Annotated in this window: 5 protein-coding genes; 3 read left to right on the top strand and 2 right to left on the bottom strand. The window is 34.5% G+C overall.

What is annotated here, in order from left to right:
- Nucleotides 1-296: 296 nt before the first annotated feature.
- Complete coding sequence (locus ABNT65_RS04905) at nucleotides 297-7679, bottom strand: PKD-like domain-containing protein (protein ID WP_348747336.1); 7383 nt, start codon at nucleotides 7677-7679, stop codon at nucleotides 297-299.
- Between the two features lie 272 nt (nucleotides 7680-7951).
- On the opposite strand from ABNT65_RS04905, the gene ABNT65_RS04910 reads away from it, so the two are divergent.
- From ABNT65_RS04910 to ABNT65_RS04920, 3 genes are all read left to right on the top strand, one after another.
- The gene (locus tag ABNT65_RS04910; RefSeq protein WP_348747337.1) at nucleotides 7952-8959 is read left to right on the top strand and encodes a hypothetical protein; all 1008 of its coding nucleotides are present in this window, start codon (nucleotides 7952-7954) and stop codon (nucleotides 8957-8959) included.
- 203 nt (nucleotides 8960-9162) lie between these two features.
- Nucleotides 9163-10173, top strand: coding sequence for a hypothetical protein (locus ABNT65_RS04915; protein WP_348747338.1), 1011 nt, complete (start codon nucleotides 9163-9165; stop codon nucleotides 10171-10173).
- 71 nt (nucleotides 10174-10244) lie between these two features.
- The gene (locus tag ABNT65_RS04920; RefSeq protein ID WP_348747339.1) at nucleotides 10245-11249 is read left to right on the top strand and encodes a hypothetical protein; all 1005 of its coding nucleotides are present in this window, start codon (nucleotides 10245-10247) and stop codon (nucleotides 11247-11249) included.
- A gap of 436 nt (nucleotides 11250-11685) precedes the next feature.
- Here the strand turns inward: ABNT65_RS04920 and ABNT65_RS04925 are convergent, their stop codons facing one another.
- Nucleotides 11686-13644, bottom strand: coding sequence for a DUF4114 domain-containing protein (locus tag ABNT65_RS04925; RefSeq protein ID WP_348747340.1), 1959 nt, complete (start codon nucleotides 13642-13644; stop codon nucleotides 11686-11688).
- Nucleotides 13645-13667 lie beyond the last annotated feature (23 nt).

The raw sequence follows: 13667 nt of genomic DNA on the forward strand, positions 1-13667 counted from the left end.
TATTCCATTTAAGGTTAATGTTAAGGTATCACAGTCTAAAACACCAGGTGCTACCCCTGCCTCGGCTGTGGGTGTACTTAGGTCTTGAGTGATTACAACCGTATCACTAGATATACAACCAGTAATCGTATTTGTAACTGTTAAGGTATATGTACCTGGAGCGCTGATTACTGGGCTCAGTGTTGTTGCGCCGCTGTCTATGGTACCTCCTGTCCATACATAACTAACATCGGTAGTCGTTGAACCTGTTCCATCTAAGGTTAATGTTAAGGTATCACAGTCTAAAACACCAGGTGCTACCCTGCTTCGGCAGTTGGTGTGCTTAGATCTTGAGTGATTACAACCGTATCACTAGATATACAACCAGTAATCGTATTAGTAGCTGTTAAGGTATACGTACCTGGAGCGCTGATTACTGGGCTCAGTGTTGTTGCGCCGCTGTCTATGGTACCTCCTGTCCATACATAACTAACATCAGTAGTCGTTGAACCTGTTCCGTCTAAAGTAAGTGTTAAGGTATCACAATCTAAAACACCAGGTGCTACACCTGCTTCGGCAGTTGGTGTGCTTAGATCTTGAGTGATTACAACCGTATCACTAGACACACAACCAGTAATCGTATTAGTAACTGTTAAGGTATATGTACCTGGAGCGCTTATTACTGGGCTCAGTGTTGTTGCGCCGCTGTCTATGGTACCGCCTGTCCATAAGTAATTAACATCGGTAGTGGTGGAACCTGTTCCATCTAAGGTTAATGTTAAGGTATCACAGTCTAAAACACCAGGTGCTACCCCTGCCTCGGCTGTAGGTGTACTTAGGTCTTGAGTGATTACAACCGTATCACTAGATATACAACCAGTAATCGTATTTGTAACTGTTAAGGTATATGTACCTGGAACGCTTATTACTGGGCTCAGTGTTGTTGCGCCGCTGTCTATGGTACCACCTGTCCATACATAACTAACATCGGTAGTGGTGGAACCTGTTCCATCTAAAGTAAGAGTAAGCGTATCACAGTCTAAAACACCAGGTGCTACCCCTGCCTCAGCTGTGGGGGTACTTAGGTCTTGGGTGATTACAACCGTATCACTAGATATACAACCAGTAATCGTATTTGTAACTGTTAAGGTATATATACCTGGAGCGCTTATTACTGGGCTCAGTGTTGTTGCGCCGCTGTCTATGCTACCGCCTGTCCATAAGTAATTTACATCGGTAGTGATGGAACCTGTTCCATCTAAGGTTAATGTTAAGGTATCACAGTCTAAAACACCTGGTGCTACACCTGCCTCGGCTGTAGGTGTACTTAGATCTTGAGTGATTACAACCGTATCACTAGATATACAACCAGTAATCGTATTTGTAACTGTTAAGGTATATGTACCTGGAGCGCTTATTACTGGGCTCAGTGTTGTTGCGCCGCTATCTATGGTACCTCCTGTCCATACATAACTAACATCGGTAGTCGTTGAACCTGTTCCATCTAAGGTTAATGTTAAGGTATCACAGTCTAAAACACCAGGTGCTACCCCTGCCTCGGCTGTAGGTGTACTTAGGTCTTGAGTGATTACAACCGTATCACTAGACACACAACCAGTAATCGTATTAGTAACTGTTAAGGTATATGTACCTGGAGCACTTATTACTGGGCTCAGTGTTGTTGCGCCACTGTCTATGGTACCGCCTGTCCATACATAACTAACATCGGTAGTGGTGGAACCTGTTCCATCTAAGGTTAATGTTAAGGTATCACAGTCTAAAACACCAGGTGCTACCCCTGCCTCGGCTGTAGGTGTACTTAGGTCTTGAGTGATTACAACCGTATCACTAGATATACAACCAGTAATCGTATTTGTAACTGTTAAGGTATATGTACCTGGAGCACTTATTACTGGGCTCAGTGTTGTTGCGCCACTGTCTATGGCACCGCCTGTCCATACATAACTAACATCGGTAGTGGTGGAACCTGTTCCATCTAAGGTTAATGTTAAGGTATCACAGTCTAAAACACCAGGTGCTACCCCTGCCTCGGCTGTAGGTGTACTTAGGTCTTGAGTGATTACAACCGTATCACTAGATATACAACCAGTAATCGTATTTGTAACTGTTAAGGTATACGTACCTGGAGCGCTGATTACTGGGCTCAGTGTTGTTGCTCCACTGTCTATGGTACCTCCTGTCCATACATAATTAACATCGGTAGTGGTGGAACCTGTTCCATCTAAGGTTAATGTTAAGGTATCACAGTCTAAAACACCAGGTGCTACCCCTGCCTCGGCTGTAGGTGTACTTAGGTCTTGAGTGATTACAACCGTATCACTAGACACACAACCAGTAATTGTATTAGTAACTGTTAAGGTATATGTACCTGGAGCGCTGATTACTGGGCTCAGTGTTGTTGCACCGCTGTCTATGGTACCGCCTGTCCATACATAATTAACATCGGTAGTGGTGGAACCTGTTCCATCTAAGGTTAATGTTAAGGTATCACAGTCTAAAACACCAGGTGCTACCCCTGCCTCGGCTGTGGGAGTGCTTAGGTCTTGAGTGATTACAACCGTATCACTAGATATACAACCAGTAATCGTATTAGTAACTGTTAAGGTATATGTACCTGGAGCACTTATTACTGGGCTCAGTGTTGTTGCGCCACTGTCTATGGCACCTCCTGTCCATACATAACTAACATCGGTAGTCGTTGAGCCTGTACCATCTAAGGTTAATGTTAAGGTATCACAGTCTAAAACACCAGGTGCTACCCCTGCCTCGGCTGTGGGATATGAATTTACAATTACTTCTGATTCGTCTGATATTCTTGTGTCACAACCGTCTCCTACATCACTAATAACTACTCTGTAATACATTGTTCCTTCATTATTGGTTGGTGGAGTATAACTAGAACTAATAGCTCCAACTATAGCTGTAAAACCAGTACCGCTTGTAGATGATTCTTCCCATTGATACGTTAAACCTATTACACCTCCATTAGCTATAACAGTTAAATTAGATGGTGTACTGTTTAAACATATGGATTGAGATGTTAATGGTTGCGTTTGAATTCTTGGATCTCTATTAATAGTTACTTCAGCTTCTTCAGAAGTTATGCCGTGACATCCATTACCTGCATCACTTATAACTACCCTATAATAGGTAGTTCCTCTTGTAGCTGTTTGTGGTGTATAAGAAGCATTTGTAGCACCTACTATAGCTGTAAAGCCAGTACCCTTTGTTGCGGATTCTTCCCATTGATATGTAAGTCCATTAGCGCCTCCAGATGCAATTACTTCTAAATCATAAGGTATTGCATCTTTACAAAGTGTTTGTGAATCAACAGGCTGTCTGGTTATGGTTGGTTGTGAATTAACCACTAAAGTTGATTCATTAGATATAACGGTATCACATCCTCCTCCTGTGTCATCAATTACTACTCTATAATAAGTAGTTCCTACGATATTGGTAATAGGTGTATAAGATGCATTTATAGCTCCTGATATTGGTATAAAACCAGATCCACTTGTTGGTGATGACTCCCATTGATAGGTCAACCCATTTGCACCTCCATTAGTAACTACCGATATATCTGTAGGAATAGCATTTATACATACCTCTTGTAAGCTTGGTGGCTGCACAGTTATTACTGGGTCAATATTAATTGTTATTTCAGCTTCATTGGATATAATAGTATTACAAATAGAACTATCATCACTTACAACAACTCTATAATAAGTTATACCTGATGTATTTGTTGGCGGTGTATAAGATGTATTTATGGCACCTGATATTGGCATAAAACCTGATCCACTTGTTGCAGATGATTCCCATTGATAAGATATTCCTGATACTGCCCCACTAACTACTACTTGTAAATTATTAGAAGTAGCTCCAACACATAATGATTGATTATTGATAGTTTGTGTTGTAAATATTATTTCTGGGTGTACTGATACTGTATATACAAAAGTATCACCCTGACATCCATTAACACTAGTGGGTGTAATAGTATAAGTAACTGTTTGTATTGAACTTGTTGTATTAATAAGTGTGTCCGTTATACTAGATAAGTTTGTAGGGGTAATTGTTTCACCTATAACATTAGGATTGTCAGTGGCCTGCCAATTAAATGTGGTATCTATTAGTGCGACATCAGTATTTAAATCATGATTTAATGGTACATTACTACAAACTGTATCGGCAGGTGCAGAAATATTAAAAGGTTCTGGGTTTACCGTTACAATTACATCAAATACTTCTCCTTGACAAGGTAAAGGTGTATCTACGGTAATTGTGTAAGTTATTGTTACAGGTGCATTTGTTTTATTAATATATGTATCTGTTATGTTAGCACTTGTAGCAACTGTACGATTAGCCGCTGCTGGAACATTGGTAGGATCTGAAGAGACTACTGTATAAGTTGAGGAAAATAACCCTACATTTATATTAAGTGCTTCGTTTGAACAAACTGTTTCAGAAAAATTTGGAAACGGTGGTGTAACCAAAGATAACTCTACTTCTACTCTATTTGGATTTACACATGAAGTACTTGTATTGGTTACCTCAGCAAAATAAGAAATAGAACCTATTGTGTTAAGAGTAGGTGTTGCTACAATATTTCCTCCAACAGCAGCATCATACCACTGAACCGATATATTAGGTCCAAATGTTATTGCATTATTCGCATCTAATGTTTGAGTGGGGATTTCTGCACACTCTATTAAGTCAGAAAAATCTGTTAACGTTGGATTGGCGTTAACTGTTATAGTTTCTGAATTTGATAAATTTAAAAGACAACTTGTATCATTAAATTCTAAAGAAATTAAATTTATGGTTGTGTTAGTACTTACAGAAGTATTAGTTATAGTTGCTTCTCCCAAAGCATTTAATGTTGTTGTTTGATTTGGATTACCATCTAGATTATATGTTAAAATAGCATTTGGAGAGCCTGTGATTGTAAAAATAGCATCCTCTCCTTCACAAACGTCTGAGTTTGTTGTTATAGTGTTGAACTCTGGTAGTGGATTCACCGTAATAGTATGAATTGCCGATGAATTAGAAGTACAACCATTCACATCCGTTACAGTATATGTAATATCTGTAGTTCCTGTTGCTAAGGTTGTTACCAATCCGTTAATATCAATTGTTGCTACTGAGGTATTAGAAGAATTCCAATTAATAGTTCCACTAGTTCCTTGTGTTAACGTAGTTGTACTTCCTATACATACTGTATTAGCTCCTGAAATAGGTTGCGCTACTGGTAATTCAAATACCGTAATAGCTCCTGTTGCACTTACTGTATTACAACCACCTGTTAAAGGAATTTCATAATTATAAATTCCGCTAGCTGTTGGAGTTCCTGAAATAGTAATAGTATTGTTGTTCCAAGTGGCACTTACTCCTGGAGGCAGTCCATTAGTTCCAGTAATACCATCATTACTTATTCCTGTAGCAATTGTAGTAGTGTGTGTTACATTTGGTAAAACTGTATTTATACAAACTTCAGGAAGTGAAGAAGCTGGGTTAGCAAAATTACAAGGATTTATAGTAACTTCTTCCTCTAAATCATCCGCTAAATTATTAACTTCGCTAGCTATTTGATCAAAATTATAAGTTACTTGATTTGTTACCAATCCTGAGGCATCATCCTTAGCTGTTACAACAATCTCTACACTTAACTCTTCACCTGGGTTCATAGTTCCAATGTTCCAATTAGGTATTGCTATTGTACCCTTTGTGGGAGTAGCACTTACAAAACTAAATTCAGAAGGTAAAACATCTGTTAATACCACATTGGTAAGAGGATCCTCCCATAGGTTTTTAGCTGTTACAGTAAATATAACATTATCACCTGCATTTATTGGGTCTGCATCATCAACTTTAGTTATGTATAAATCAGGGTCACAACTATAAATATTCACTACAGGTGATGTATATTTACAACCAGCATCATCTACTTCTACATAATAGCTACCTATACCTGTTGTTACAGGATCAAAAGTACTAGAAGTAGCTCCTGGTATTATAGTTCCGTCCTTATACCACTGGTATCCTCCAAAAGTACCAGTAGTTTCTTCTAGCCCTGTTCCTGGATAACAACCACCTCCTGTAATTGAAACTGAAACAGTTGGAACTGTATCAAAACCAGAGAAATACCCTGCTAACCCTGCATTTTTACCAAATGCCATAAAAGTTCCTACTGCAATTGGTCCAGAAACTTCCCCTGGGCTTCCTCCTGTTTCTATAGATATTTCACCTGTTAACCCAGATACATAAAAAGTTTTCCATGCACTAGTTCCTGCTGTAATAGAAGCTGGAGTAGTTATTTGTACTCCATCTTGGTAAATTTTGACATCATTATCTGGAATTGTATTGGAGGCTATTATAGTAATTGCAGAAATATTTGAATCTGCTCCAGCTATTTTATCTATTTGTGGTACTTCATTTAAATTATCTGGTAGTAAACAATTTAAAGGGGCTATAAAATTCATTCCAAGTGTTTTTATTGCTTCTTGGCCAGATAAACACTGGTAGGCATATACATCTTGTGAAGTAGTAACATACATGTTGGCTCCTACTGTGTTACTTGAATAATAACTAGAAGGTACTTCTAAATATTCACCATCATTTATAGTACCTACTAAAGTTCCATTAGCAAAAACTTGAGTTCCATTTTGAGTAGCAATAATTACAGGAAACTCCGTTTTATTAGCATCACTACCTGTAGAAATACCATTACCGCGTACAAAAACGTATTCTCTTCCTAAAATATTTGTTGGTACCGGTTGATCTATTCCTACATCTCTACTTCCCTTTCCTGTAACTACACCAAAATTTAGTCCTCCATTAGCTATCGAAATAGGTTTATCTGATTGAATAGTTGCCCCCAACCAACCATCAATATTTGCCGTAGTTTCATTTTGTAGAGCTTCTAACACATAAGCTTCTCCTTTTTGTAATGTAATATTAATAATATCAGCAGTTATTCCATCAGGGTCAATACCATCTCTAAAAACACAGTCCGTATCATATCCAGAAATAGTAACATTCGTATTCGCTTCTGTAGCAAGAATCCCTAAACTAGTACTTAAATTAGAATGATCAGCTCTATTTGGAATTCCTCCCCATCTAAAATTTGTTCCTAAAGCTTTAGTTCCTTTACAAGTTAAAGAACCAGCTTGAGAGCTAGATCTTCCTCGATAATTTACATAGAACTTTTCTCCCCCTGGAGCTTCAAAACATAGTCCTGAAGTACTTAATATTTTCCCTGTGTTTTCATTGGTAACTAATGTAATATTGTTATTACTATTGGTTAAACCTCCGGTTGTATTAGGGGTACCTCCTGAAGCATTAATTATATGTGGCGCTCCATTTGATAAATTGGTAATAACTCTCCAAGGTGTAGGGTCAGTTCCTTTATAAACATTTACCGTAAAAGGTGTTGTTTCTGGTGTAGAAAGATAAATAGCCTGCTCTTTTATAGCTGCTACACTTTGATGGGTAGCTCCATTATTATTTCCTGAGGTTTGTTTTAAAGGTGGCAAGTAATGCTTACTATCTAATTGAGAGAAACTTGCTAGTGTAATAAAGTTGAATGTTATTAGGAGGAATATCTTATTTATACGCTTATAGTAAGTATGATAATTTAGAACAGCAGTTATGCTGTTCCTCTTTTTAAGTGAACTCATTGATTCCGGGGGGTTAAAATTATATTGTTCTATCTCAAATATATTAAAATCTTGTTAAAAAAACTAGCAAACACATTGTTTATCTTACAGTTAAGTGTTTGTTTTTTTAAAAAGATTCTTTTATTTATTCTAAAAAAGAATTGAGTTTATTTTCTCTTTAAAATAAAGGGGATTTACACTGAATAACATCTACAACATTGATTAAATAATTGATATTTTGTACCTTACACTCAAAAGAAATTCACAAAAAATAATTCAAGTCCCCCAAAACCATGAAGATTTTAAACATTTTTAAGCACTTTATTTTTGTATTTATCATTACGTCATGTAGTACGTATGATGAAGAACGTAATTTACCTGAACTGCAAACAGAAGTACCCAAAGAACAACTAGCTAGAACTTCCAATGAACGTTTGGATGTTAAAATTAAACACAGAGGTATTTATGTTGATGGCTTTAGAGATAATATTTTAGGTAATACACTTGAAGAGAATAATTTAATTGATTGGGCTAGGTTTCATCATTTTAATGAACTTACGCTCTATAATGTTAATGCCATTCTTGACAATTCTGTAAACACTCAATTATTAGCTGACTTTGTAAAAAGAGCACACGAACGAAAGTTAACTATTTCTTTTACGGCTTCTAACGAAGAAGCCATAAGAAAGATTACTGATTACCAGAAAAATAATCCTTTAATTTCTGTAAGTGATGGTATATTTACCGAATATGAGTTCTGGAATCCTAATCAAGCAGGAGTAAGTTATGCTTATTATCAAAAAAACATACTAAAAACCTTGCGTAATGTTCGTTTAAAGAAACCTAATAACTGGAAACAGAATTTATATATTTATGACTTTGTTGATGCTGGTGGAAAATACAAGTATAACAAAATTCTAAATAAAATAACTAGGCATTTAAAGTTTAAGAAACAGAATAATAGAATTGTGTTGGTAAATTACCGTATTAATGCTCAAAATTTTCCTGCTGATCCTAAGTCTAATTATTACAATCGAATTCAAGATTTGGCTTCTATAGCTAAAAAGAAAAAATTTGTGTTAAATGTAATATTACTTTTTATGGTTAGGCAAGATGTTACCCCAAGTATGTTTCCTTACTTTGCCGATAATTTAGAAAATAATTATTTTGAAAATGCTTTTTTAAATTATAAAACTCAATATGAAAATTCAACTATTAAAAATAAAAAACATTTAAATTTAATTGGTTATCAATTGTACAGGTATTCTGATGCTAGAACTGCTAAACCTTTAACTCGTTAATAAAAACTTATATTTAAATATAAACGGCTGATAAGTAGTATATACTTATCAGCCAAACTATTTATAGGTACTGTTTAAGGGTACAATACTCCGAAACGCTTAGACATTAAACTTTTTATCATATTAATTCCCTCTTTGGATTGTCTCGAAATAGTTTGCGATACATAAAAAATATACTAGAAAAACTATAACTCTTTTTAACCATGAAAACTTCGCTATTTATATACTTCTTACTTTGTTTTATTACTTTAATATCCTGCTCTTATTATGAAGAAGGCCCTTCCTCTATTGCTACAAAAGAAAATTCTAACTTACATTACCACAAAAAACAATCTAAACAATTATTAAAAGATACCGATATAGTGCATAGGGGAATCTATGTAAATAGTTTTGAAAAGGATATTTTAGGTAAAAACTTTGAAGAAACCTATTTACTAAACTGGTGTAAACACCATAAATTTAACGAATTAACTTTATATACTGTAAGTTCTATATTAAATGATTCTTTAAAAACTAGAAAACTTAAAGAGTTTGTAAAAAAAGCTCATCAAGATTACCATTTAAAAGTATCTTTTGTTGTAGCCAATACACAAGTTATTCATAAAATAGTAGCTTACCAGGATACTCAAGAAAACTCTTTGAGTATGTGTGATGGTATTTTTAGTGAATATGAGTTTTGGAACTCTAATACTGATAGTGTTAGTTTTGAATATTTTAATACAGGTATTTTACAAACACTAAAAGATGTTCCTGTTACTAACAGTACCAACTGGAAAGAAAATATTTATGTGTATAATTTTAAAGATGCTGCAGGAGTTTATTCTCCACAAAATGTAGCTAAAAAGTCAGTTAACTATTTAAAATCTGACGTTCAAAATAACAGGTTAGTCTTGGTTAATTACAGGAAGAATGCACAAAATTTTCCTTCTGATACTACTTCTTCCTATTATAAAAGAATTCAAAGTATAGCCAATTTAGCAGCAAGAAAAAAAACACCTATAAATGTGATTATGTTATACAATACCAGAAAAGATACTAACTCTAGCTTGTTTAGGTATTTAAAAGATAACACAGACAAAAGTTTTGAAAATGTTTACACCAATTTCAAAAATGGTTTTTTGAATTCTAATATAACCAATAAGGAATATTTTAATTTAATAGGTTATCAAATATACCGTTATTCTGATTCTAAATTAGCAAAACCCACACCTTAAACATTTGATTTACTTAATGTTAATACGTATTTTAGTTATAAATAAACAATCATTAAAGTCCCTCAAAAATCATGAAAAACTTAACTATTATTATTAAAACTTTTATTGTGGTATTGTTACTAAGTTCCTGCAATAAAAATGAACCTTTTTCTACTTTAGAAAACTCAAATAGTACCCCCTATTCTAAAAAGAAAGTCATAAAAATAGATACCTCATCTGCAATACAACATAGAGGGATTTATATAAACGGCTTTAGGGATAGTATTTTAGGTGATTCTATTAAAGAAACTTATTTATTAGACTGGTGTGCTGTAAATAATTTTAATGAAATTACTTTGTATACAGTAAGTGCTATTTTGAATAACTCTTCTGAAACCATACAACTAGCCAATTTTGTAAATAAAGCACATACTAATTATAACTTAGATGTATCTTTTGCTGCTGTTAGTAAAGAGGTTATTGAAAAAATTGTAACCTATCAAAACTCACAAGTAAATACTTTAAACAAAGCCGATGGTATATTTAGTGAATATGAGTTTTGGAATTACAATGATCCAGATACCAATTTTGAGTATTTTGACCGTGTACTAACCAAAACATTACAACAAACCAATACCGCTATGGGTGAAGGTTGGGAAGAAAACATTTATGTAAAAAACTTTATAGATTCTGGAGATCGTTACTCAGAAAAAAGAGTAATTACTAAAATTGTTAATTATTTACGTACTGGTGATAATAATAGATTAGCCTTGGTTAATTATAGAACTAATGCACAAAACTTTCCTTCAAGCTCTACCTCTAGTTATTATCAAACTTTTGAAGCAATAGCTAATGCGGCTGCCAAAAGAAAGATGCCTACAAACGTAATTGTTTTATTTATGACTAGAGAGGATACCACTCCTAGTCTATTTGATTATTTTGCTACGGCTGGACAAAACAATGATTTTGATAGTGCTTTTATTAGTTTTAAACAAGGCTTTTTAAACTCTGCGATTGCCAATAAACAATACATAAACTTAATGGGATATCAAATTTACAGGTATTCCGACTCTAAAAAAGCCAAGCCATTACCATAATTAATTATAAAGTAACAAAATACCACTATGGCAATTTCTTAACTGAATAAGCTATTTTACTTATTCTTTGAATTACAACTTTATAAGAACCATTTTGTATTAATACAAGGTGGTTTTCTTTTTGACTCTTTTGGTAAATCATTTTCAATTGTTATCAATGTATCTCGTCTGTTTGCTATATGTTCATGTGGCAATCCAACAGACAGGCATGGCAATTCAATAGACAGGCATGACAATCCAACAGACAGGCGTGGCAATCCAGCAGACAGGCACGAGAATACAGTAGATAGACGTAATTATTCATAAAAAAGAAACAAAAAACCTCAATTTCTATCTAGAAATTGAGGTTTGCCCCCATCTGAAGGTTATTATAAAAGTAACCTAACCTTATTTTGTAATCTATTCAAATTACACCCTAAGTATCTTGTTACTTGTATTAATTTCCTCCTATTTGATTAAAGGTGTTTACTTCTAACGCATTGGGATTGGATGCCGTAATTTCAAAAATAGCATCATTGAAATCGTTATCTCCATTAGGTACAGATATATCTTCAAAAGCAATAACTATAGAGTTACAGGTACTATCATGAAATATAATGCTTTGTTGCCTTCCGCTTAAGTTATAATCTATATCAGAATGTTGTGTATACCTTCCGTCTGTAATTTTACCATTTCTCCAACCATTGGCTATTAAAAAGAAATTAACCACAGTTCCTGCCTCAAAAGTTCCTAATAAACGCATGGTATTTCCTCTTACTAACTCTCCTCCTGATCTTTCAGCTGAAGCGTTTGGAAATATAACTACTTTATCTACTAAATCTGGGCTGCTTGGTTTATTACCTTCTTGATAGGTATAATATCCTAGAACATTTTTATAACCTGCTCCTTCATCTATAAAAGTTAAAGTTAAATCTGTTGTTTCTTTAATGACAAGGTTTTTTACTGGATTGGTAAAATACTCAGGATGATTAGTCATTGCATTTTGTCTTTCTGGTAACACTGTACTATAAATTGTATTTAAAAGAGTACTACAAATAACTTTATCTTCTTCTAAACCGTCTGGTTTTCCCATTCTATTATACGTAGTAATGGTTTTATATTCATCTTTGACACGTTTTCTTAAAATTTTAAAACCGCCACCTCCTTTGGCTACAAATACCCATTCTCCATTTGCTTTTATGTAATTAGCAGAAGCGCCTTCTTCTGCCATATCCCAATGAAATATAGGTAAGATATTTTCGCTATTGCTTGTTGGGTGTGGTGATATTGAAATACCATCAGAACCGTTGGCTGCATATACATAATCTGTATCTGAACTTACTCCATTGGTATTTCCTGCTACTAGCATTAGCCCTTTAGATACATTGGTTATAGAACCATTATCTACATCTACTAAAGCTATTCCGTCTTTTCCTTTTGCTACATACACTTTACTATCATCTATTGATGAAAACTCCATTGTTGATTTACCTCTATAGGTCTCCACCACATTTTGATGCCATATTTCACCAATATCATAACTAGTAGTCGCTAAATCTTTCCCTACATTATCAACCCTTAATCTAGCTTCTGTTCCTGTTACTAAACTCACTACTTTATCTCCTGTATTACTACCATTTACCGCTACATATTTAGCATTGCTATAGCTTTCTGCATTCATGGCTTCTAATGTACTTTTATTTAATTGTACGGTACCTCCATGTGTTTTTCCTGAGGTTACATATAGATAATCATTGGTTACAGCTATACCATTAGCAGAAGCAGAGACTCCCTCTGCATCTAACTGATTTGTTAAATTTACTCTTCTGTATTTGTTATTAAAAACATCGTTATCTGTATCAAACTCATATAAAACTGCCCCATTTTTTTCATGAGATAACGCTGCCCAAACTCTAAAATCTGATGCATTAGTAACTGTTCCTGAAGTTACTGCATTTACATCTGCATTCGGAAAGTTAGCTTGTGTTATAATTTGTGGAAAATTAGCATTATTTAAATCTATAATTTCAATGGCTCCTAGATGTGTATCTCCTTGCTTATGATAACTTACATAGGCTTTGTTATTTGCCAAGGTAATATGTGTAGCACTTAATGTTTCTCCACTTAATTGTAAAGGAGCTACTTCAGCTACATATTCCCAATAGTTCATTTCTTTAGCACCGTTAATAAAATTATTAGCGCTATTTTTTGCATTTACCCCTGTTACTAAAGGAGTGATAGTTGCAGTTCTATTGATATAAGTTATTCTTTTTGAAAGCTCTTCTCTGTTATTATTTACAGAAAAAGGAACCTCTTCATTAAAGTCGGTTACTATTTTGTCTGTAGAAGGGGAACTACAACCTAGTATTAATGAAAAGAGGGATAAAAAACCTATTTTACATACATTTTTTCTCATAATTAATAAATTTAGTTAGGTTA

This window comes from Tenacibaculum sp. 190524A02b, from assembly GCF_964036645.1.
Classification (GTDB): Bacteria; Bacteroidota; Bacteroidia; order Flavobacteriales; family Flavobacteriaceae; genus Polaribacter; species Polaribacter vairaonense.

Coding starts and splice junctions, on each gene's coding strand:
- ABNT65_RS04905 (WP_348747336.1), bottom strand. CDS start 7,679: ATGAGTTCACTTAAAAAGAGGAACAGCATAACTGCTGTTCTAAATTAT.
- ABNT65_RS04910 (WP_348747337.1), top strand. CDS start 7,952: ATGAAGATTTTAAACATTTTTAAGCACTTTATTTTTGTATTTATCATT.
- ABNT65_RS04915 (WP_348747338.1), top strand. CDS start 9,163: ATGAAAACTTCGCTATTTATATACTTCTTACTTTGTTTTATTACTTTA.
- ABNT65_RS04920 (WP_348747339.1), top strand. CDS start 10,245: ATGAAAAACTTAACTATTATTATTAAAACTTTTATTGTGGTATTGTTA.
- ABNT65_RS04925 (WP_348747340.1), bottom strand. CDS start 13,644: ATGAGAAAAAATGTATGTAAAATAGGTTTTTTATCCCTCTTTTCATTA.